Below are 19,756 nucleotides of genomic sequence, written 5' to 3' on the forward strand. Positions count from 1 at the left end.
GTCCAGACAAGCGGGCATTGCGCAAGGCTAATACGCAAGGCTGCCGCCGGGATCGTCCCTGCACTGAAGCCGGACTAGGCAGACTGCCTACCAGCTCGGCAGTACCGCGCCCTTGAACTTGGTCAGGACGAATTCCTTGACCTCAGGCGTGTGGTAGCTGCTGACGAGGGTCTTGACCCAGGGCTTGTCCTTGTCGGCGGCGCGAACGGCGATCAGGTTGACGTAGGGTCCCTTCGGGTCCTCGCGCAGGATCGGGTCCTTGACGGGGTCGAGGCCCGCCTGGGTTGCATAATTGGTGTTGATCGCGGCGGCGTCGACGTCGTCGAGCGCACGCGGCGCCTGCGCCGCATCGACCTCGATGAACTTCAGCTTTTTGGGATTGTCGGTGATGTCGAGCACCGTCGGCTTGAAGCCGGTGCCGTCCTTCAGCTTGATCACGCCCTTGTCGCGCAGCAGCAGCAGCACGCGGCCGCCATTGGTCGGATCGTTGGGGATCGAAACCTTGCCGCCCTCGGGGATGTCGCCGAAGGCCTTGTGCTTCTTCGAATAGACGCCGATCGGGAAGTTCACGGTGAGCGCGACGGCCTCGATCTTATAGCCGCGGTCGGCCTTCTGATTGTCCAGGTAAGGTTGGTTCTGGAACGAATTCGCCTGGATCTCGCCGGCATCGAGCGCGGCGTTGGGCACGACATAGTCGGAGAACTCGATCAGCTGGAGGTCGAGGCCCTGCTTGGCCGCGATCGGCTTCACCGCCTCCAGGATCTGCGCGTGCGGTCCCGGCGTGACGCCGATCTTGATGGTCTCGGCGCGCACCGCGGCGGACCAGAGAGCGAGCACGGTCGAGAGGATCAGCGGGAAGCGAAAAGACATTTTGGTCTCCGTGGACTTCGGCAATGATGGAACCGTATTCGCCTCTCTGCAGTGCGAAATCAATGAAATGGAAATCCATATTGGCCAGCGGCAGCGGACGCACTTTCTCCATTCGGCGCCAACCAGGAAACGAAACGTTCCGCCGCCTGGCGTCTCGGATTTTCGCATCCCGGCTGCCCAGACGGGAACAGCGCCCGGCCTACGGCGTTCCACTGCAATCATTGTAGAAGAGGAGTCTTTTATGGGTTTCTTCACCAAGGACATCAAATCGATGGAGGACTTGCTGATCCACGGCCTCCAGGACATTTACTACGCCGAACAGCAGATCCTGAAATCGCTGCCGACGATGATCGAGAAGGCCACTAACAAGGATCTCGTTGCTGGCCTGAAGGCGCATCTGGAAGAGACGCGCAAGCAGGTCGAGCGGCTCGAGAAGGTGTTCGCCAAGCTCGGCAAGGAGCCGAGCGGAACCCACTGCCCGGCCATCGACGGTCTCATCAAGGAGGCCGACGAGACCGCCGGCGAGATCGAGGACAAGGCGGTGCTGGATGCCGCCATCGTCGCGAACGCGCAGGCCGTCGAGCACTACGAGATGTGCCGCTACGGCACGCTGATCGCATGGGCCGAGGAGCTCGGCCACGACGAGATCGTGCGCTTCCTCACCACCAATCTGAACGAGGAGAAGGCCGCGAACACCAAGCTCAACACGGTGGCGCTGCGCAAGGGCGTCAACACAAAGGCTTCCAACACAAAGGCTTCCAACGCCGCGTGACGACAGATGGCGGCTCCGCCTGCGGAGCCGCCACGATCACGGACGAGGTTGCGTCGTCTCGCTGCGACATCTTCGACTCCCCCCGCGCTCCCCTCCTGAGCTAGAGTGCGTCACTGACGCTGACGACTTGTCTTAGGAAGAGCGGGGAGCATCCCATGAACGAGAACGAAATCCGCAATCTGATCGCGGAGGTGAAGCAAGGCACGCTGTCGCGACGCTCGTTCATCCAGCGCGTTGCCGCCATCGGGATCACCGCGCCGATCGCGAGCCAGATCCTGGTCTGGCACGACGTCGCGATGGCCGACGCCAGGCTCCCGTACAAACCGACCAAGGCGGGCGGCGGCGGCCCGCTCAAGATCCTGCTCTGGCAGGCCCCGACCCTGCTCAATCCGCATTTCGCGATCGGCACCAAGGACCAGATCGCCTCGCGCATCTTCTTCGAGCCGCTCGCCGGCTGGGACAAGGACGGCAACCTCATCCCCTGCCTTGCTGCCGAGGCTCCAACCAAGGCAAACGGCGGCATTGCGGCAGACGGCATGAGCGTGACCTGGAAGCTCAAGCAGGGCGTCAAGTGGCATGACGGCAAGCCCTTCACCGCCGACGACGTCGTGTTCACCTGGCAATACGCCGCGGACCTCACGACCGCGGCCTATACCACGGGATCGTACAAGGACATCAAGGTCGAGAAGATCGACGACTACACCGTCAAGGTGATCTACAAGGCGCCAACGCCGTTCTGGGCCGATCCCTTCGTCGGCGGCTCGGTCGGCCAGATCCTGCCGAAGCATCATTTCGGCGACTTTGTCGGCGCGAAGTCGCGCGAGGCACCGGCGAATCTGAAGCCGGTCGGCACCGGGCCATACAAGTTCGTCGAGTTCAAGCCGGGCGACCTGATCCGTGCCGAACGCAATCCCGACTATCACGTCAAGAACCAGCCGCATTTCGACACGATCGAAGTCAAGGGCGGCGGCGATGCGGTGTCGGCGGCGCGCGCGGTGCTGCAAACCGGCGAATACGACTTTGCCTGGAACATGCAGGTTGAGGAGGAGGTCCTCAAACGCATGGAGGCAGGCGGCAAAGGCAAGCTCGACATCACGCCTTCCGGCAATGTCGAATTCATCATCCTCAACACGACGGACCCCTGGACCGAGGTCGACGGCGAGCGTTCGAGCGTCAAGACCAAGCACCCGACGCTGTCCGATCCGGCCGTTCGTCGCGCGATCAACCTGTTGATCGATCGCGATTCGATCCAGAAGTTCATCTACGGACGCGGAGCCATCGCGACCGCGAGCTTCGTCAACGCGCCCAAGCAGTTCAAGTCCCCCAAGCTGAAATACGAGTTCGACATCGACAAGGCCAGCAAGATCCTCGACGAGGCCGGCTGGACCAAAGGCGCAGACGGCATTCGCGAGAAGGACGGCAAGAAGCTCAAATACGTCTTCCAGACCTCCACCAACGCCCCCCGCCAGAAGACCCAGGCCATCATCAAGCAGGCCTGCCAGAAGGCCGGCATCGAGATCGAGGTCAAGGCGGTCACCGCGTCGGTGTTCTTCTCCTCTGATGTCGGCAATCCCGATACCTATTCGAAATTCTATGCCGACATGGAGATGTACAACACCACGCAGCCGCAGCCCGACCCGGAGCGGTTGTTGAACCAATGCGTGTCCTGGGAGATCGCCACCAAGGACAACAAATGGCTGGGCCGCAACAATTCGCGCTATTCCGATCCCGAAGCCGACAAGGCCTACAAAGCCGCACAGAACGAGCTCGATCCCGCCAAGCGCGCGGCGCTGCTGATGAAGGTGGACGAGATCTTCTGCGAGGCCAACGTATTCCTGCCGCTGCTCTCACGCCACATCGTCAACGCCAGCGTCAACAATCTCATGATCGACATTTCGGGCTGGGACACCATCACGTGGAATCTGGCGGCGTGGTATCGCAGCTGAGGCTGGCACGATCGGGGGGAGCGCTCTCTCCGCAAGTGCAGGGCAACCGTATATGGCATTTTGCGCGACCTGAGCACGCGCCTCGTCCTTCGAGACGACCGCTTCGCGGTCTCCTCAGGATGAGGCTCAGCAGCATCGGTGCTCGTCCAAACTGCAGCCGCGCACTCGATCCTCATCCTGAGGGCCCGCCAACGGCGGGCGTCTCGAAGGATGGCCACATGCGAGATCGCTCCCATCTGCAATCCCCTGCTCCACGACAGGTCACGTGATCATGGACGCATGCGTCAGATGAACGGCTTGCCACCGGTGACGGCGAGCGTCGCCCCTGACGTATAGCTCGAGAGCGGATCGGCGAGCATGACATAGGCGGTGGCGAGCTCGGCCGGCTGGCCGGCGCGCTGCATCGGGACCTGCTTGCCGAAGTTCTTGACCCTGTCCTCCGGCATCGTCGAGGGAATCAGCGGCGTCCAGATCGGACCGGGGGCGACAGCGTTGACCCGGATGCCCTTCTCCGCCAGCATCTGGGCCAATCCCCCGGTGAAATTCTGAATGGCTCCCTTGGTGGTGGCATAGGCGAGCAGGGTTGGATTCGGCATGTCGGAGTTCACCGAGGCGGTGTTCACGATGGCCGCGCCTGGACGCATATGCGGGACGGCGGCCTTGGTCAGGTAGAACATGGCGTGGATGTTGGTCTCGAACGTCCGCTGCCATTCGTCGTCGCTGATGTCGGCGATGTCCTTGAACGTCGCCTGATGAGCGGCATTGTTGACGAGGATGTCGATGCCGCCGAGTTCCTCGACGGTGCGCCGGACGATGGTGCGGCAATGCTCGGGACTGCGGATGTCACCGGGGATCAGGACGGCTTTGCGCCCCTCCCGCTCGACCAGCGCCTTGACCTCGCCGGCATCCTCGTCCTCGTTCAGATAGGAGATGACGATGTCGGCGCCTTCCCTCGCATAGGCGATCGCGACGGCGCGGCCGATGCCGCTGTCACCGCCGGTGATGATCGCCTTCTTTCCAGCCAGGCGTCCGGCGCCCTTGTAACTCTCCTCGCCGTGATCGGGCCTGGGATTCATCGCCCGCGTCGAGCCGGGCATCGGTTGCTGCTGAGCAGGAAAAGGCGGTTTTGGATAATCGGTCATGGGAGGGGCTCCGGGGGCTTGTCCCGCTAACGGAGAGCGGAGGGAAGCGTTCCTCGGACGTCCGACGTCTACCCCAGCGGACTCAGCCTCAATGCGCGTGCCGACCCGCACGGTCGGTGTTCCCGTCCTTCGCGACCTCACGGACGCACTCGGCGTCCGCCCCCGTCATGCTCTTCATGCACAGGGCCAGCGTGGCAAAGCCGCAGGTTTGATGCCCGTCATCGCGGAGGCAGAAGCGATCGCCATATGGCTCCGGAGGTTCGAGCGTCGCCTCGGAAATGCCGATGATCGCAACGAGGGCACCACCGAAAATCAGCGAGGACATCACACGTCTGCGCCTGGACATCGCAACTCCCGTGTTTCTCGTTCGGCGCGGCATCGCTCGAACATCTCGCGTTGCCGCCGCTTCTCGAATGTCGCTTACTTGGCCGATCCGTTGTATGCTATCGCGCGACCGCCGTGACACTGGCCTTGCAGAAGGCGAAGATGAAGCGGCCGTAGAGCGCGCCGAGCCCCAACCCCGAAGAGGCCAAGCGGTAGGAGTTGCCGAGAGCCCGGGCAAGTTCGATCCAGCCCGTGACCTCGTTGTGCGCGGGCGTCATGTGGATGCCGGCCAGCGGCAGCATCAGGAGCTGAATGCCGAGCTCGCTCATGACGGCACAGCTTCCGGGCGCGGCAGCGGCATGAACTGCGCGAGATAGGCGCTGCGCCATTGATAGGGCGTATCGCCGACGAACCGCTTGAACACCGTCGTGAAGTGCGCCTGGGTCTGGAATCCCACCGTCAAGGCGGTGTCGACCAGCGAGACGTCGCCTTGCTTGAGCAGCTCCTGGGCGCGCTCGATCCGGCACTTCAACAGATATTCGTGAGGCCGCATCCCGACAGCCGCCCGGAACTGCGCGGCAAAGTGCATCCGGCTGAGCCCGGCAACGGCAGCGAGCTGCTCCAGCGTGATCTTCGCGCCCAGATTTTCGTCGACATATTGCATCACGCGCTTGAGGCGCCATTTCTGCAACGACCGCACGATGCGGCACGCGCGGCCCTCATGCGCTTCGACATCGGGCTCTCTGAGCGGGCTCGCCGTCTGTGCGCTGGCGCGGCGGGTCACGATGGCAAGACGCAACGCGTCGGCGAGGATGGCCGAATGCGGATGGTGCATTTCTTCCGTCGCTACGAGCGCATCCGAAAGACGCCGCATCACGGGATCCGTCGTCTCCTCCGCACCGCAGTTCCGATCGAGGCGCTTGGCGGACACCCTGAAGCCGGACCCGCGAGCGGACCTCTGCATATCCGGCGCCTCGATGGCGAGTGCAACATCGAGATGAACCAGAGACAGCGTCGTCCCCTCCTTGCCAGCCTGACCGGAATATCCCGAGCGCCGGCGCCTGCTGCCGTCGATCTCCGAGACATCGATCGAGCCGAATGCATGATCCTTGGTGGTAAGCGGCTGTGACAGCTGTAGCGACATCGTCGAAGCTCCTTGTCCCGTTTCGATCCGGCGAAAGCCTGGCCGGCTTGTCCGAACGTCATGGCAGCAGAGTAATTCGACGGGCCGCGCGCTCCATTCTACGCGCGGGTGGACTGATAGGTTCTCGGGTTGATCGCATCATACCTAGGTATGATCGCGGCCCGCCGTTGGATTGGGCCGCGGCCGCATCGACGAATCGGCCGGGCCGCGCTGCGCGATGCACCTGCGGTAAGTTGACGCGCCATCGCCAGGTAAAACGTGGAGAACCGCTGTTTTTCGAGGGATTACCCTCTCTCATCGGCCGGGCCGCCTTCGGCTGGTCGCGCGGTCTTCCAAGAGAGCACGAAAATCACGCGGCCAGATGTTGTCGGCGCCACAAAATCGCGGCATCAACGCCGCTGGAATGAAGCGAACGACGACCAGCGACGATGACGACTCCTGATCGGGTTACGGGCTCTTCCGTGAGCCGCGCAGGCCTGCGGTTCTGGTCCGCAATCCTCGCCCTCGCGGTTTTCCTCATCGATGTCCTGACGCCGCTCGAAGGCGCGGTCGCCGTTCTCTACGTCGTTGCGATCCTGCTCGCTGCGCGGACGAACCGGCGCAATGACATCGTGGTCGCGGCGAGCGGCTGCGCGGTGCTGACGATCACGGCCTATCTGCTCTCGCATGATCTCCAGCACATCGCCTCGCCGGCCCTTCGTGCCGTGGTGAGCCTTGCGGCCATTGCCATCACCACGCTGCTGGCGCTGCAGAATCATGCCGCAACCAATCGCCTGGCGGCGCAGGCGCGCCTGCTCAACCTCTCGCATGACATGATCTTCGTCCGCGATCGCGCCGGCATGATCAGCTTCTGGAACAAGGCTGCGGAGCAGACCTATGGCTGGCCGTCAGACGATGCGCTGGGGCGGTCCGCCGACGCGTTGCTGCGGACCAGCTATCCCGACAAGCGAGAGGCAATCGAGCGTGTTCTGCTCGAGACCGGCCGCTGGGAAGGCAGAGTGGAGCAGCGCACGAAGGACGGTGCCACACTTGCGGTCGATGCGCGCTGGGCCGTGCAGCACGACCATCTCGGCAAGCCGGTCGGCGTGCTCGAAACGCACACCGACGTCACGGATCGCGTGGCGGCGCACAGCGCGCTGGTGCAGAGCGAGCAGCGATACCGCCGGATGTTCGACGCAAGCCGGATCGGTGTCGTGGAGGAGGACTGGACCGACGTACGCGCCGCGCTGAAGGCGCTGGACACCGGCGGCGCTGGCCTGCGCGATCATCTGGCACGACATCCCGATATCGTCCGCTCCGCCCGCCGGCTCGCCAGAATCACCGATGTCAATCCGGCCATGCAGAAGATGGCGGGCGCGGATGGCTCTTCGGCCTTCATCGCCAATGTCGACAAACTCCTCGGCCAGAATGACCGCAGCTTCCTCGGCGCATTGCTGGCATTCGCCGAAGGCGAGCCATTTTACGAAGGCGAGACCGAGATCGTCAGGCTGGACGGACGAAAGGTCCCCGTGCTGTTCACGATCACCTTTCCGGCTGAGCCGGATGGAGATCGTAACGTGCTCGCCTTCGTCATCGACATCACCGAGCGCAGGCAAGCGCAGGATGCGCTGCTCGCCGCGCAAGCGGACCTCGCGCATGCGGCACGCGTCGCCACCTTGGGCGAGATCAGCGCCTCTATTGCCCACGAAGTGAACCAGCCGCTGGCAGCGATCGTCACCAGCGGCGAAGCCGGCCTGCGGTGGCTGCGGCGCGACGTGCCCGATCTGAAGGAGGTCGCGACCACGATGGGCCACGTTGTCGCTCAGGGCCGGCGAGCCAGTGAGATCGTGGCCCGCATCCGCAATTTCCTCAAGAAGGCACCGCCCCAGAAGGATCAGCTGCAGATCAGCGAGATCATCGAGGAAGCCACCTCCCTCGTGGCGCGCGAGTTCGCAAAGGACGACATCGTCCTCGCCATCGAGACGGAACCTGGCTTGCCGCCGATCCGTGGCGACCGGATCCAACTCCAACAGGTGCTCGTCAATCTGCTGATCAATGCCGGCCAGGCCATGTCGGGCCAATCCGGTTCCCGCATCGTCACGCTGCGCACCGGCACCGCCGATGGGGAGAGCATCGTCATCACGGTGCAGGACAGCGGCCCCGGCATCAGCCCTGACGACCTGCCGCGCCTGTTCGATCCGTTCTTTACAACCAAGCACGGCGGAATGGGCATGGGACTTGCGATCTGCCGAACGACGGTGGAAGCTCATGGCGGCCAGTTGTCGGCAGAGAGCATCCCCGGCTCGGGAGCGACATTCCGCCTGACACTGCCATTCAGCCAACAGCACGCCTCGCCATGACACGACCAAGCCAAGCGCATCCGCCGGCCACCCCCTCCAGTTCAGTCGTCATCATCGTCGATGACGACGCGGGCATTCGCGCCTCGCTCGACAGCCTGTTCAGGTCCGTCGGTCTGGAGACACGCCTTTTCGGTTCACCGGCCGAACTGCTTGGCAGTACGCTGCCTGACGGCCCCGGATGCATCGTGTTGGACGTCAGGCTCCCGGGCGTGAGCGGGCTCGACCTCCAGGGCCAGTTGACCCGCCAAGGCATCAACTATCCCATCATCTTCATGACCGGCCATGGCGACATACCCATGTCGGTGCGCGCCATGAAGGCCGGCGCGATCGACTTCCTCTCCAAGCCGTTTCGCGACCAGGACATGCTCGACGCCGTGACCGCGGCGCTCGAGCGCGACGCGCAGCATCGTGCCGAAGCCGCGGCGAAGGAGGATATCCGGGCTCAATACGAGACCTTGACTGCACGCGAGCGCGAGGTCATGGGCCATGTTACCGCCGGGTTGATGAACAAGCAGGTCGCCGGCCTGATCGGCCTGAGCGAGATCACGGTCAAGATCCACCGCGGGAACGTCATGCGCAAGATGGGCGTTAAGTCGCTGGCCGACCTCGTTCGCAAGGCCGAGGCGCTCGGGGTTTCCCAGACCCGCAGGACTACGGACCAAACCTGAGTATAGTTTCGGCAAGGCTCCTCCGCGGTCATATAAGGTGCCATCGGCCGCGCAAATGGGAGATTCCCTCCTTGCGGAACACCGCGGCCAGGATGTGTGCCAATGGGCAAGACCCCGGTGATTGCGATCGTGGACGACGACGAAGGCGTTCGCACCTCGCTCACGAGCCTGGTGCGTTCGCTCGGCTATGAGGCGCATGCCTATGAATCCGGGGTCGATTTCCTGCGGCAACCGCCGGGAAACGATCCGGAATGCATGATCGCCGACGTCCAGATGCCGGCCATGACCGGTGACGAGTTGCAGGCGCAGCTGGTTGCCTCTGGCCGCCGTTTCCCGATCATCTTCATGACGGCGTTTCCCAGCGAGACCGTCCGCCAGCGCGTGATGGCGGCAGGCGCGCATTGCTATCTCGGCAAGCCCTCGAGCGGCGACGAGATCATCCGCTGCCTCGAAGAAGCGCTGGCGGGTGACGCAACGCATTAGTCGCCGTGTCATGAGCGCGCCGGCCAGATGCCCAACGTGCATTCCGGCAATCAGATTGATGGCCCGGAAATACCGGCCATAGCGCAAGCTTCATAATCGCGCGACGTCACGACATTGGCGGTACCACCTTCGCCGCCGAAGGGATGCTGCGCAATGCAAGTGAACTCCGGCAGTGCCGTCGCCGAGATGCGACCATCGGTCTTCGCCGGCTTTCCGGCGAGTTCCTGGGCTTTCGCGCTGCGGCTCTGGCTGGCAATGCCCATTGAGCTCTATGTGAGCTTTTGGCTTGAGCTCGAATCGCCATCCTCGGCGGCGCTGACCGTCGCGGTGCTGGCGCTGCCCACGCGCGGCCAAGGCATGGAAAAGGCCGGCTACCGGCTGGTCGCGACAGCTATCGGCGTGGCGGCATCGATTGCGATCGCTGGCGTGTTCTCGCAGACCGGCGGTCTGCTGCTGGCGTCGCACCGCAGATCTCGGGCAAGATCGTGGAGCTGCGGGTGGCCGACAACCAGTTCGTCCACAAGGGCGACGTCCTCTACGTCATCGATCCCTTCGACTTCGACGTCGCCGTCCGCATCGACAAGGCGCTAGTCGACCAGCGGGCGGCGGATCTGGAGGTGAAGCAGGCCGAGTTCGACCGTCGCCAGCACCTGTCGGACCTAGCCACAACGCCGGAGGAGCAGCAGATCTTTGCCGGCAATGCAGCGCAGGCGAAAGCTGCGTTCGAGGCTGCGGCGCATCAGCTCGCACAGGCGGAGCTGAACCTGAAGCGGACCAATGTGGTCAGCCCAGTCGACGGCTACGTCACCAACCTGCTGCTGCGCGTGGGTGACTATGCGACAACAGGTGTGAGCAATATCTCCGTCATCGATTCCAACAGCTTCTGGATCGACGGCTATTTTGAAGAGACCAAGATGGCGTGCGTCTGCGTCGGCGATCGCGCGGAGGCGCAGCTCATCGGCTATTCCAGGCCTATCATCGGACACGTGAAGACCGTGACGCGCGGCGTGAGCGTGTCGAACGCCGCGGCCGGCACGCAAGGCCTGCCCAATGTCGACCCGATTTACACCTGGGTGCGGCTTGCACAGCGTGTTCCCGTTCGCCTCGCCATCGACACGGTGCCGGTGGACGTGCCGCTCGTCTCCGGCATGACCGCCACGGTGACGATCCGGCAACCCAGCGCGGATGATCGGCAAAGCTGGACCCGACGCTTCGGTGCTGCGCTGGTGAATCCGATCTTCGACGTGCTCGGCGCTGGCGAGCCACCGCGCCGGGATTGCCTCCAATCTGCGCCCCAACAACCTGCCCAGGTCAGCGCACTTCCCTATGCCCGGGTGCCCCCGATCCCGTCGGCGGCAATGCTCGCGCCGGGTCTCACGCCCGGCATCGATGCTTCGCCTCGGCTGCCCTGAATAAAGACGCCGCACAACAATCCTAAATCGAAGCCGCACGCGTGACGAGAGATTGGATTCCACGCAAGCCATTGATTTACTTGCGTAAACATCCGCCTTGCGATCTCCGGCCGCAGCCGCTGCATTCGCAAAATCTAACACGATTTAAGCAACTCTAACGAGCCTTGTGACGTCTTCAGACCTATCGTTCGACATGGACGAATGACAGCTGCAGTCGCGGCGGCAGTTGTATCAAGGACGGGACGAGCGATGTTCACCGAAATGCAAGCGGCGGGCGCCCGGTTGACGTATCAACCCAGCCCGCACGAACCGGATCTTCCTCGGGACCCCCGCGCATTTCCCCACGAGCGACGATGGCGCCAGCCCGAGCGACGAACTGGCAATGGGCGCGAGGACATTATGATCTCGCGTTGGACCTCCACGCAGACGACGATGTGGCGGGAGGAAGCGACGACGCCTGCCGACCGCTACTTCTTCGCCATCGCCCTGAAGACGACTCGCCTCAAGCTGACCAGAGGCGCCCTAACCCTATTCGACGGCATCATGCCTGCCGGCACGCTCTATGTCGGCGCGCCGTCGAAGCTGCTTAGCGCACAGTTCCATGCGCCATGCGATTTCCTGCACTTCCACGTTCCGGCCAAATGTCTGCCGTCGCTGGGAACGGGAAAGCGATCGGTCAGGTCCGACGAGCTGAACGACCTCATTCTGCTGCGCGACCCGTTCGCCGACCAGCTCGCAAAGGCGCTGACCGAGCGTGACCATCTGGTCGATCCGGACTTCGCGCGCTGCATCGCTCAAACCCTGGCAATGCATCTGGCCCGGCGCGAAGTCCCACGCACGAAGGTCAACGCTCTGCCGAAATGGCGTCTGCGCCGCATCGAGGACTATGTCAGGACGCATTTCGACCACTGCATCAGCCTATCGGACCTTGCCGGCGTCGCGGGGTTATCGCGGATGCATTTTGCGGCGCAGTTCCGGGCCGCAACCGGATATCGGCCGCGCGAATACCTGCTGCATCAGCGCATCGAGCAGGCGAAAACCCTGCTGCTGAACTCCGAGACGTCCCTGGCCGAGGTGGCGTTGGCGGTCGGCTTCTGCACGCAGGCGCATTTCTCCACCGTCTTCAAGCGGATTACGGGGAATACCCCGGCTCGCTGGCGATGCGCCAGCCGGAACGCGCTGGTCTCGCCGGCGCCGGCCGGCGACGATCCAGCTTCGGGACGCAAGGCCGTGTCTCACGTTCTTCCGGCTACGCTGTCGTGAATCATGCGAAATGAGAAACAACCTTCTTACTTGAAATACTTCCTCCACCCGATCGGCGATGCTGCAGGTGTTAGTGACTAAGACCCCAAGTCACGGCTCGCGCCTTTCCTCCCAGGCCTACGAGCATTAGGGCCGTCCTCTTCCCCAAGGAGGACGGCCCCCTTTTTTTCGGCGGCTCGCGCGCGACGTTCGAGACCTGAAGGAATTGACGGAATGGTCTAGTCGCCGAGATGACGCGAAAGCCAAGTGCGCACACCCTCAAGACTCCTGAAATCATCCAGCGAATGTGCCGGCAGATCGGGCCGGATGCCCCTGACCATCGCGCTCAGCGCATGTCCCGGCCCAAGCTCCAGGAACGCCGTGGCGCCCGCCTCCAGACAGGCCTGCAGGCAGCTCTCCCATTGCACGGTTTGCGAGATCTGCGCGGCGAGCTTGTCGAGACCGGTTTCCGCGGAAGCGATGGGCGCGCCGTCGATGCCGCTCAGGACACGCGCACCGCCGGCCGGCGGGAACTCCACACATGCTGATCGCAGGATGTCGCGAAATTCGGCCGATGCCGCAGCGAGCCGTTGCGTGTGGGAGGCGACCTCGACAGGCAGATCGACGATTCTTGGCCCATGCATCGCCCTTGCAGCCACGGCGATCCCGTTCAACGCCTCGCGGCTGCCGCCGATCACGAAGGCATCGCCCGGATTGACGATGGCGATCGCCGCACCGTAGCGCTCGCAAAGCCGGTCGACGTCGCCGCGCGAGAGTCCGCGCACAAAGACCAGTCCGTCGCCGGCGCGCGTGGCCGCATCCATGGCTTCTGCCCGGCGCGCCACGATGTTGAGCGTATCCGGTGGTTCAAACAGACCGCCGACGCCCCAGGCCGCGACCTCGCCGACACTATAGCCTGCGACGATGGCGCCGTTCGGAATGGAAGCTGCGAGCGCTGCCGACGCGGCCAGCGCCTGCAAGGTGCATAGGATCTGGCCGGCGCGGTTGCGATGCAGAGCTTCATCGGTTTCGCTGCGCACGAACGCGCGCGGATCGCTGGCGCCCAGCAATGTCGCCGCGTGCGGAAACAGGTGCGCAGCCTCCGGCACATCGCCGGTCAGAGCGAACATGTCGCGGTGCTGCCTGCCTTGTCCCGCACACAGGATCGCCAGCGTCATGGTTGCGGCCTAGCTAGGAAAGAGCATGGCAATCGCGATCGCCAGCGTGATCGCACTCACGCCAGTGCTCGCGATGACCACGGAGCCCACCGTCGCGGAATCCAACCGATAGTTGACGGCAAACAGGATGCCGAAAAAGCCGGAGGGTACCGCGGCAAGCAGAATGGCCGTCCTCGCGGTATCGGGCGAGATCGGGACGACATGAGTGACTGCAATGGCAGCGAGCGGCCGAACGATGTCCGCAGTCACCGTTGCGGCTGCGACCTTCAAGTTCAGCTGGAACCGGTGCGCCGACAGAATCGCGCCGGTCAGGAACAGGGCGACGCCCGCGGCCGAGCTGCCGATCAGCGCGAGGCACGCATGGGCGAGCGCATCAAGGCTGACATTCGATAGCGAGAACATGATGCCGAGCGCGGGGCGCGAGCACCACGGGCTTTGTGATTGCGCGGCCGATGGCGGTCAGGATCTGCCGTAACGCCATGTTTTCGCCGCGCGCCTTGGCGGTGTCCATTTCCGCGATGATCAGGGTCACCGGGCTGATCAGGATCGAACCGGTCGCCAATGCGACGGCGACTGGAACGACTCCGGCCGGTCCGACGATGGAGGTCAGGATCGGAAGACCGACGCCAGCAAGATTCGGGAAGCCGATCGTCAATGCCTGGATCGACGCATCGGGCCGCGAGACCTTGGCCAGGCCGCGCGCGGCAAGATACCAGGCGACATAAAGCAGCGCCATCGTCACGGCCAGGACGATGAAGAGCGGAATCTGCTCGATCATTTCCTTGCGCGGCGCAGATGCGGTCGCCGCGAACAGCGATGCCGGCACGGCAAAATCCATCACCAGCGCATTGAGCGCATCGACGTGGAGATTGTCGACGATATGAAGCCTGCCGGCGGCATATCCCAGCAGCAGGACGAAGAACACCGGCACCAGCGCCATCAGGATTGCATTGGACATCAGCGCTCCGCTCCCTCTTCGGCACCGACGAAGAGCGACATGGCGAGCAGGTCTGCCGATCCACCGGGGCTGAGACGGCGGGCCACGAAACTGTCATGGATCGATCGCGCGCGTTCACGCCATCCCGCCGCACGCACGCCGCCGGCCTCGATGAACTGGCGCGCCGCGCGGTGTGCGAAGCGAAGCCCGTCGAGCCCGCCCCGATGCAACAGGTTTGTGTCTTCGACGGACGCGATCAGCGCAAAGCAGGCCTCGACCCGGGCAGCTTCCGCGTCCCCTGGCACGGCTGACATAGCCCTCCGCAAGGCGGGCAAGCCGATCCGGTAGATGCTGGGAAATCCACTCGCCGCCTCGAGACTGGCGCCGCCCGCATGGAAACGGCGCCGTACGGCGCGGCCGTGGCTGTGCAGCAGCAGCGGACCATCGATGATACCGGCGCCCCAGCGGCGAGCCACGACGTCGCCGAGCGGCAGGACCGGATCGGCCAACCCGCCGGCCCGCGCACCGGCCGCCGCACACAACAGGCCGAGCCCGAAGATCGCGCCGCGATGCGTGTTGACGCCGTCTGTCGCTGCAAACATCGCCCGCTCGGCGTCGAGACCGATGATCCGCAACCGTCCCATGCCGCAACCGCGCGCGCCCGCCTCGGCAAGGGATTGCAGATAGGGCTTGATCGCCTCGGCGCTCCGTCGAAACGTACCCGCATCCATGTCGTCGTGACTGCCTTTGTCGACATGACTCACCAGCCCCGGCTTCGGCCAGGTTTCCAGCTCCATGACGAGACAATCGGCAGCGAGATCGCCGATGGCCGAGACATCGGGCGCAGGTCGCGCCCGGCGTGGAGCCAGCGGTTCAGCGCCACGCAAGGCTGCGGTGATCATGATCCCGTCGCTCCCGAGATGAACTGGTCCCTGTTCAGAAGGGCCACGCCGTCGAGGCTCTTGACCAGAAGCTCGCTCGCACCTGCATAGAATTCGCGCCAGTTCACCGCCGCGCCATCGGCGCGCATCAGCTCGCCATCGAGCCGCATCGGGGCTTCGATCTCGATCGCCGCCAGATCGGCGACAAGGCGATCCAGGTCGGTTTCGGGTCGCGTCTCGAACAGGAGGTCGAGATCCGAGCTCGCGGTGACGTAGTCAAGCCCGGTCATCGCCTGCCATGCGAGGCTGCCGAACGCGCGCGCGGGCGTCGAATGCCGAAGCGCGAGCTCCTCGAGCCGATCGAGCGTGGGCCGCCAGCACGGCGGCGCGGACGCATGCGCCTTCCTCAGCGACGGGGGTCTCGCAACCGCGATGATGTCATCGCGCCCGGCGAGAAAGGAGAGCCGCTTCTTGCCGGCGGACGGGGGCAGCGGCAAGCCCAGCGCGAGACCGGTTGCCTCGGATGGCAGCGCACGCCGCCTGATTGTCGGCCATCCCAGTTCTGCCCAGTAAAGGACGAGGGGATCGCACGCGAGTTCGCCATGCGGTTCGAGCATCGCGCGCCAACCTTTCGGGCTGACGAAGACGAGGTCGTGACGACCGGCCGGACGCTCAGCGGATTTGCAGGGCGAGATCACGAACACGCTCCACAATATCGGCCGCCTTCGGCCGGCCACCCCGCGCCTTGCCGAGCGCATCGCGTCGATCATTCACCGCCGGCATATCAGCGAGCAGCGCCTCTAATTGATCGACGAGTGGAGCGGCATCGCTCCAGATCATGTGGATGGCGCCCATCTGCTCGAGATTGGACAGACCAGGGGCGAAGACCGGCGTCGATTCCGCCTTCTCCTCCAAGGCTTCCATCGACAATTTGGTCACTTTCGCCATCGATGGCAGGTCCATCACCGCGGGGCTGGCGCCGGGCAGTCCGACCAGCACGCGGGTGGCAAGGCCCGTTGCAAGCAGGGCCCCTGCGGCCGAGTGGCCGTAGAGAATGCCGATGGTCGGGCGTCCGTGCATGTCGGCATGGATCAGCACCTTCGCCAGATGCGCCAGGAATTCGTTGAGCCCGAGCAGTTCGTCGCGCTTGCTCATACGCTGACTGTCGCTGTCGACCAGCACCAGGATCGGTCCCGTGTCCCGATCGATCGACTCCAGGACATGCCGGGACAGCCTGAGCGCCTCGTCGACGCCAAGCGCGGTCCGATCTGTAACGCCGATGACGAGCATTCTGCCGCCGGCGCGCAGTTTTGCCGAACCGGCGATGACCCCGCCATCTTTCCTGATCTGATGGCCGTCGGGAAACAGCGAAGCGATAATCTCATCGAGCGTCACGGCTGGCCCTCCCGATCCTGTTGGCAAGCGCAATGAACTGATCGGCCGGCAATTCCGGCACCGCCTCTGCATGCGCAATGCCTTCGGCGGTCCAGATGTCGATGGCGTCCTCGCAAGCACCGAAGCGGCGCAACCGGTCCGCAAGCCGCACCTGCTCTGCTTTCAGCCGATCGAGATCGAAGGCCCCGATCGAGCCGATTAGTTCGAGCGCGGCCTCGCGAAAATCCTGCACCGTGTCGTCGGCAAAGACATCGGCCGCGCCGAGCAGCCGCCGATGCTTGCCGCCCATGGTGCGCCAGACCAGCGCCCGGTCGCGCGAGTCGAACTCCTCGACGCCGCGATTGGTCTCGATCACCTCGGGGCCCGAGACCGCGATGCGCCCGGGCTCCGACACGGCGAGCGCGGAGCAGCAGCCGGCGATCAGGCCGCCGCCGCCATAGCAGCCGGAGCGCCCGCCGATCAGGCCGATGATTTTCACGCCGGCGTTTCGTGCCTCCATCACCGCGCGCATGATCTCGGCGATGGCGAGCTCGCCGGCATTGGCCTCCTGCAAGCGGACGCCGCCGGTGTCGAACAGGATGAGGACCGGGATCGTGCCGATCTCGCGCGCCGCGCGCAGCAGCCCAGTCAGCTTGGCGCCGTGCACTTCGCCGAAGGCGCCGCCCATGAAGCGTCCTTCCTGCGCGGCGACGAACACCGGCGCGCCATCCAGGCGGCCGTGGCCGATGACGATGCCGTCGTCGAACTGCTCGGGCAGATCGAATATCTTCAGATGCGGACTGATCTCGCGCTGCTCCGGCCCGATGAACTCGACGAGGCTGCCGGCATCGAGCAGCAGCTCCAGCCGTGTGCGCGCCGACGCCTCATTGAAGCTGGTGCTGCGGGCCCGTTCGGCCGGCGCAATGTCCTTCGTGGCAATCATTGGCCGTTCTCCGCGATCAGTCGCACCGCCTGCGCCAACCGAAGCGAGACCGTGTCGGGACGCGCGCCGCCGTCGTTGATCGAGAACTTCAGTCCGCCAGGCGAAAAGCGCTCGACGAAGTCGTCGACAACGGCGGTCCAGACGTCGCCGAAGCCAACTGCCGCGGTCCTGACCACGACGGAGCATTGCGCATCCGGCAACACGCGCTCGACCAGCACTTCCAGATTGCCCGAGGCGACTACGCCGACAAGGGCGCTCTGCCTAGTGCCATCCGCACGGGCGCGAACCTGGTGTTGAAAGCTGAGATCTTCCATGATCCGTCCTCACCAGTTCCTGAACTTCGATGGCGGCGCATAGAGCCCGCCCGACCAGCGTACGAGATCCCTGATCGACCGCGCCGCCAGCAGGCTGCGGTCCGCATCGAGCGGATTGATGCCGAGATCCTCCGGGCGGCAGATCACGCCGCACTCGCGCAGACGCGCCACCATGGCATGATCCCGCCTTCGGCCGACGTCGGTGTAGCCGGCGACACCGCGGATCGCCTGCTCGCGCTCCAGCGCGGTGCGGCAAAGCAGGAGGTTGGCCACGCCCTCTTCAGTGACGATGTGCGTGACGTCGTCCCCATAGATCATGACTGGCGCGAGATCGAGCTTCAGCTTCTCCGCAAGCTCGATCGCATCGAGCTTCTCGACGAACAGCGGTACGTTCTTGTCGCCAAAAGTCTCGCCAATCTGCACCACCAGCTTGCGGCCGCGGCGCATCAGGGCCGAGCCGTCGGGATCGGCCTCCGCCCCGGCCTTCAGCCAGGGCTCGCTCGGGTGGCGCCGACCGCGCGCATCCGCCCCCATGTTCGGCGCGCCGCCGAATCCGGCGATGCGTGAGGCGGTGACGGTCGACGAATTTCCCTGCAGATCGATCTGCAGCGTCGAGCCGATGAACATGTCGCAGGCATAGAGCCCGGCGGTCTGGCAAAAGGCGCGGTTGGACCGCAGCGAACCGTCGGGGCCGGTGAAATAGACGTCGGATCGGGCGCGGATGTAGTCGTCCATGCCGACCTCCGAGCCGAAGGAGTGGATCTGCCGGACCCAACCAGACTCGATCGCAGGAATCAGCGCGGGATGCGGATTCAGGGCGAAATGCGTCGCGATCCTGCCCTTCAGTCCTAACCGCTCGCCGTAAGTCGGCAGCAAGAGCTCGATCGCGGCCGTGCTGAAGCCGATGCCGTGATTGAGCCGCTGCACGCCATAGGGCGCATAGACGCCCTTGATCGCGAGCATCGCAGTGAGGATCTGGCCTTCGGTGATCGCGGCCGGATCGCGGGTAAACAATGGCTCCACGAAGAAGGGCTTGTCCGATTTGACGATGAAATGGACGCGGTCCGCAGGGATGTCCACCCGCGGAACCTGGTCGACGATCTCGTTGACTTGGGCGATCACGACGCCGTCCTTGAAGGCCGTCGCCTCCACGACGGTCGGCGTGTCCTCGGTATTGGGGCCGGTATAGAGGTTCCCCTCGCGATCGGCGCTGGCGGCGGCGATCAGCGCAACATGCGGCGTCAGATCGATGAAGTAGCGGGCGAACAGTTCGAGATAGGTATGAACTGCGCCCAGCTCGATCTTGCCGCCGAAAAGCATGCGCGCGATGCGGGCCGATTGCGGCCCGGAATAGGCATAGTCGAGCTTCTTCGCGACACCTCGGTCGAACAGGTCCAGATGCTCCGGGAGAACGACGCCTGACTGCACCATGTGCAGATCGTTGACCTTGGAGCGATCGACGGCGAGCAGCGCGCGGCTGAGCAGATCGGCCTGCTTCTGGTTATCGCCCTCCAGGCAGACCCGGTCACCGGACCGGAGCACAGCCTCGAGCAGGCGGGTGGCGTCCCGGGCTTCAACGACCTTGCCACGGGCCAACGCGGCGCCCGCTGCGATGCGGGCATCACGCGCCACGCGGTTGTTCTGCCAGCTCGTCATGGCCTTTGCTCCTCGCGACTGGCGCCGGTCGTCTCAATCGGTTGATGGAAACTTTCGGGATAGGCAGTCAGGCCGGCGGGAGTGCTGTCTCTCCCGCCGTCCTTCCCTTCGCCGGCCGTGCGTCAGGACCG

The 19,756-nt window shown here is 64.4% G+C and carries 21 protein-coding genes and 2 pseudogenes; 8 read left to right on the forward strand and 15 right to left on the reverse strand.

Translation table 11 applies throughout. The features are described 5' to 3' along the window. Nucleotides 1-87: 87 nt before the first annotated feature. A complete protein-coding gene (locus RCO31_RS28470) occupies nucleotides 88-870 on the reverse strand; it encodes a MetQ/NlpA family ABC transporter substrate-binding protein (protein ID WP_145641564.1) in 783 nt (260 codons plus the stop codon). A gap of 241 nt (nucleotides 871-1,111) precedes the next feature. Between RCO31_RS28470 and RCO31_RS28475 the strand changes: the two genes are divergently transcribed. Both RCO31_RS28475 and RCO31_RS28480 read left to right on the forward strand, forming a co-directional pair. Continuing rightward, nucleotides 1,112-1,642, forward strand: a complete 531-nt coding sequence (locus RCO31_RS28475) for a ferritin-like domain-containing protein (RefSeq protein ID WP_145641565.1) — start codon at nucleotides 1,112-1,114, stop codon at nucleotides 1,640-1,642. A 155-nt stretch (nucleotides 1,643-1,797) separates the two neighbouring features. Further along, on the forward strand, nucleotides 1,798-3,588 hold the full coding sequence (locus tag RCO31_RS28480) for a peptide ABC transporter substrate-binding protein (protein ID WP_145641567.1): 1,791 nt from the start codon (nucleotides 1,798-1,800) through the stop codon (nucleotides 3,586-3,588). Nucleotides 3,589-3,872: 284 nt separating this feature from the next. On the opposite strand, the gene RCO31_RS28485 is transcribed toward RCO31_RS28480, so the two are convergent. The 4 genes from RCO31_RS28485 to RCO31_RS28500 form a co-directional block, all read right to left on the reverse strand. Continuing rightward, nucleotides 3,873-4,730 carry an SDR family oxidoreductase gene (locus RCO31_RS28485; RefSeq protein WP_145641569.1) on the reverse strand — a complete coding sequence of 286 codons (858 nt, stop codon included), beginning with the start codon at nucleotides 4,728-4,730 and terminating at the stop codon, nucleotides 3,873-3,875. Between the two features lie 88 nt (nucleotides 4,731-4,818). Continuing rightward, nucleotides 4,819-5,076, reverse strand: coding sequence for a DUF3551 domain-containing protein (locus tag RCO31_RS28490; RefSeq protein ID WP_308971732.1), 258 nt, complete (start codon nucleotides 5,074-5,076; stop codon nucleotides 4,819-4,821). Nucleotides 5,077-5,173: 97 nt separating this feature from the next. Continuing rightward, nucleotides 5,174-5,383 carry a hypothetical protein gene (locus RCO31_RS28495; RefSeq protein ID WP_145641573.1) on the reverse strand — a complete coding sequence of 70 codons (210 nt, stop codon included), beginning with the start codon at nucleotides 5,381-5,383 and terminating at the stop codon, nucleotides 5,174-5,176. After that, entirely contained in the window at nucleotides 5,380-6,198 is an 819-nt protein-coding gene (locus RCO31_RS28500) for a helix-turn-helix domain-containing protein (RefSeq protein ID WP_145641575.1), read from the reverse strand. Before RCO31_RS28500 ends, RCO31_RS28495 begins: the two co-directional genes overlap by 4 nt. A 428-nt stretch (nucleotides 6,199-6,626) precedes the next feature. On the opposite strand from RCO31_RS28500, the gene RCO31_RS28505 reads away from it, so the two are divergent. The 3 genes from RCO31_RS28505 to RCO31_RS28515 all read left to right on the forward strand — a co-directional run bounded on the left by RCO31_RS28505 (nucleotide 6,627) and on the right by RCO31_RS28515 (nucleotide 9,688). Continuing rightward, nucleotides 6,627-8,537, forward strand: coding sequence for a PAS domain-containing sensor histidine kinase (locus tag RCO31_RS28505; RefSeq protein WP_145641577.1), 1,911 nt, complete (start codon nucleotides 6,627-6,629; stop codon nucleotides 8,535-8,537). Next, nucleotides 8,534-9,205, forward strand: coding sequence for a response regulator transcription factor (locus tag RCO31_RS28510; RefSeq protein ID WP_145641579.1), 672 nt, complete (start codon nucleotides 8,534-8,536; stop codon nucleotides 9,203-9,205). The genes RCO31_RS28505 and RCO31_RS28510 overlap by 4 nt, the downstream gene beginning before the upstream one ends. 102 nt (nucleotides 9,206-9,307) lie before the next feature. Continuing rightward, a complete protein-coding gene (locus RCO31_RS28515) occupies nucleotides 9,308-9,688 on the forward strand; it encodes a response regulator transcription factor (protein ID WP_167520745.1) in 381 nt (126 codons plus the stop codon). 50 nt (nucleotides 9,689-9,738) lie between these two features. On the opposite strand, the gene RCO31_RS28520 is transcribed toward RCO31_RS28515, so the two are convergent. Next, the gene (locus tag RCO31_RS28520; protein ID WP_145641583.1) at nucleotides 9,739-9,951 is read right to left on the reverse strand and encodes a hypothetical protein; all 213 of its coding nucleotides are present in this window, start codon (nucleotides 9,949-9,951) and stop codon (nucleotides 9,739-9,741) included. Between RCO31_RS28520 and RCO31_RS34795 the strand changes: the two are divergent. From RCO31_RS34795 to RCO31_RS28535, 3 genes and pseudogenes are all read left to right on the forward strand, one after another. After that, a pseudogene (locus tag RCO31_RS34795) lies at nucleotides 9,875-10,147 on the forward strand (FUSC family protein); the annotation flags it as partial. The gene RCO31_RS28520 and the pseudogene RCO31_RS34795 sit on opposite strands and share 77 nt — an antisense overlap. Continuing rightward, a pseudogene (locus RCO31_RS28530) lies at nucleotides 10,129-11,100 on the forward strand (biotin/lipoyl-binding protein); the annotation flags it as partial. The pseudogenes RCO31_RS34795 and RCO31_RS28530, both read left to right, overlap by 19 nt. Before the next feature lie 399 nt (nucleotides 11,101-11,499). Beyond that, complete coding sequence (locus RCO31_RS28535; protein WP_308971733.1) at nucleotides 11,500-12,363, forward strand: helix-turn-helix domain-containing protein; 864 nt, start codon at nucleotides 11,500-11,502, stop codon at nucleotides 12,361-12,363. 218 nt (nucleotides 12,364-12,581) lie between these two features. Here RCO31_RS28535 and RCO31_RS28540 read toward each other — a convergent pair whose 3' ends face one another. From RCO31_RS28540 to mdcA, 9 genes are read right to left on the reverse strand one after another with little or no spacing between them, the layout of a single operon-like run. Next, entirely contained in the window at nucleotides 12,582-13,520 is a 939-nt protein-coding gene (locus RCO31_RS28540) for an acyltransferase domain-containing protein (protein WP_145641589.1), read from the reverse strand. Nucleotides 13,521-13,529: 9 nt separating this feature from the next. Further along, on the reverse strand, nucleotides 13,530-13,922 hold the full coding sequence (locus RCO31_RS28545; protein ID WP_231088628.1) for an AEC family transporter: 393 nt from the start codon (nucleotides 13,920-13,922) through the stop codon (nucleotides 13,530-13,532). Beyond that, entirely contained in the window at nucleotides 13,894-14,478 is a 585-nt protein-coding gene (locus RCO31_RS28550) for an AEC family transporter (protein ID WP_231088627.1), read from the reverse strand. The genes RCO31_RS28545 and RCO31_RS28550 overlap by 29 nt, the downstream gene beginning before the upstream one ends. After that, nucleotides 14,478-15,359 carry a triphosphoribosyl-dephospho-CoA synthase MdcB gene (gene mdcB, locus RCO31_RS28555; RefSeq protein WP_145641591.1) on the reverse strand — a complete coding sequence of 294 codons (882 nt, stop codon included), beginning with the start codon at nucleotides 15,357-15,359 and terminating at the stop codon, nucleotides 14,478-14,480. Before mdcB ends, RCO31_RS28550 begins: the two co-directional genes overlap by 1 nt. Further along, a complete protein-coding gene (mdcG, locus tag RCO31_RS28560) occupies nucleotides 15,356-16,036 on the reverse strand; it encodes a malonate decarboxylase holo-[acyl-carrier-protein] synthase (RefSeq protein WP_167520746.1) in 681 nt (226 codons plus the stop codon). The genes mdcB and mdcG overlap by 4 nt, the downstream gene beginning before the upstream one ends. Further along, nucleotides 16,011-16,733 (reverse strand): biotin-independent malonate decarboxylase subunit gamma, encoded by a 723-nt coding sequence (mdcE, locus tag RCO31_RS28565; protein WP_145641593.1) that lies wholly within the window; start codon nucleotides 16,731-16,733, stop codon nucleotides 16,011-16,013. The genes mdcG and mdcE overlap by 26 nt, the downstream gene beginning before the upstream one ends. Further along, the gene (locus RCO31_RS28570) at nucleotides 16,720-17,655 is read right to left on the reverse strand and encodes a biotin-independent malonate decarboxylase subunit beta (RefSeq protein ID WP_167520747.1); all 936 of its coding nucleotides are present in this window, start codon (nucleotides 17,653-17,655) and stop codon (nucleotides 16,720-16,722) included. The genes mdcE and RCO31_RS28570 overlap by 14 nt, the downstream gene beginning before the upstream one ends. Further along, complete coding sequence (gene mdcC, locus RCO31_RS28575) at nucleotides 17,652-17,969, reverse strand: malonate decarboxylase acyl carrier protein (protein WP_145641595.1); 318 nt, start codon at nucleotides 17,967-17,969, stop codon at nucleotides 17,652-17,654. The genes RCO31_RS28570 and mdcC overlap by 4 nt, the downstream gene beginning before the upstream one ends. 9 nt (nucleotides 17,970-17,978) lie before the next feature. Continuing rightward, nucleotides 17,979-19,625, reverse strand: coding sequence for a malonate decarboxylase subunit alpha (mdcA, locus tag RCO31_RS28580; protein WP_145641597.1), 1,647 nt, complete (start codon nucleotides 19,623-19,625; stop codon nucleotides 17,979-17,981). Between the last annotated feature and the right edge of the window lie 131 nt (nucleotides 19,626-19,756).

The sequence above is a fragment of the Bradyrhizobium sp. LHD-71 genome (assembly GCF_031157255.1).
In the GTDB taxonomy this organism is placed as follows: Bacteria; Pseudomonadota; Alphaproteobacteria; order Rhizobiales; family Xanthobacteraceae; genus P52-10.

Excerpts from the sequence above, each read along its gene's own strand:
- RCO31_RS28505 (WP_145641577.1), top strand. The coding sequence starts at position 6,627 with ATGACGACTCCTGATCGGGTTACGGGCTCTTCCGTGAGCCGCGCAGGC.
- RCO31_RS28500 (WP_145641575.1), bottom strand. The coding sequence starts at position 6,198 with ATGTCGCTACAGCTGTCACAGCCGCTTACCACCAAGGATCATGCATTC.
- RCO31_RS28535 (WP_308971733.1), top strand. The coding sequence starts at position 11,500 with ATGATCTCGCGTTGGACCTCCACGCAGACGACGATGTGGCGGGAGGAA.
- mdcB (WP_145641591.1), bottom strand. The coding sequence starts at position 15,359 with ATGATCACCGCAGCCTTGCGTGGCGCTGAACCGCTGGCTCCACGCCGG.
- RCO31_RS28510 (WP_145641579.1), top strand. The coding sequence starts at position 8,534 with ATGACACGACCAAGCCAAGCGCATCCGCCGGCCACCCCCTCCAGTTCA.
- mdcA (WP_145641597.1), bottom strand. The coding sequence starts at position 19,625 with ATGACGAGCTGGCAGAACAACCGCGTGGCGCGTGATGCCCGCATCGCA.
- RCO31_RS28475 (WP_145641565.1), top strand. The coding sequence starts at position 1,112 with ATGGGTTTCTTCACCAAGGACATCAAATCGATGGAGGACTTGCTGATC.
- RCO31_RS28545 (WP_231088628.1), bottom strand. The coding sequence starts at position 13,922 with ATGTTCTCGCTATCGAATGTCAGCCTTGATGCGCTCGCCCATGCGTGC.
- RCO31_RS28485 (WP_145641569.1), bottom strand. The coding sequence starts at position 4,730 with ATGACCGATTATCCAAAACCGCCTTTTCCTGCTCAGCAGCAACCGATG.
- RCO31_RS28495 (WP_145641573.1), bottom strand. The coding sequence starts at position 5,383 with ATGAGCGAGCTCGGCATTCAGCTCCTGATGCTGCCGCTGGCCGGCATC.
- RCO31_RS28515 (WP_167520745.1), top strand. The coding sequence starts at position 9,308 with ATGGGCAAGACCCCGGTGATTGCGATCGTGGACGACGACGAAGGCGTT.
- RCO31_RS28490 (WP_308971732.1), bottom strand. The coding sequence starts at position 5,076 with ATGTCCAGGCGCAGACGTGTGATGTCCTCGCTGATTTTCGGTGGTGCC.
- RCO31_RS28520 (WP_145641583.1), bottom strand. The coding sequence starts at position 9,951 with ATGGGCATTGCCAGCCAGAGCCGCAGCGCGAAAGCCCAGGAACTCGCC.
- RCO31_RS28570 (WP_167520747.1), bottom strand. The coding sequence starts at position 17,655 with ATGATTGCCACGAAGGACATTGCGCCGGCCGAACGGGCCCGCAGCACC.
- RCO31_RS28480 (WP_145641567.1), top strand. The coding sequence starts at position 1,798 with ATGAACGAGAACGAAATCCGCAATCTGATCGCGGAGGTGAAGCAAGGC.
- RCO31_RS28540 (WP_145641589.1), bottom strand. The coding sequence starts at position 13,520 with ATGACGCTGGCGATCCTGTGTGCGGGACAAGGCAGGCAGCACCGCGAC.
- RCO31_RS28470 (WP_145641564.1), bottom strand. The coding sequence starts at position 870 with ATGTCTTTTCGCTTCCCGCTGATCCTCTCGACCGTGCTCGCTCTCTGG.
- mdcC (WP_145641595.1), bottom strand. The coding sequence starts at position 17,969 with ATGGAAGATCTCAGCTTTCAACACCAGGTTCGCGCCCGTGCGGATGGC.
- RCO31_RS28550 (WP_231088627.1), bottom strand. The coding sequence starts at position 14,478 with ATGTCCAATGCAATCCTGATGGCGCTGGTGCCGGTGTTCTTCGTCCTG.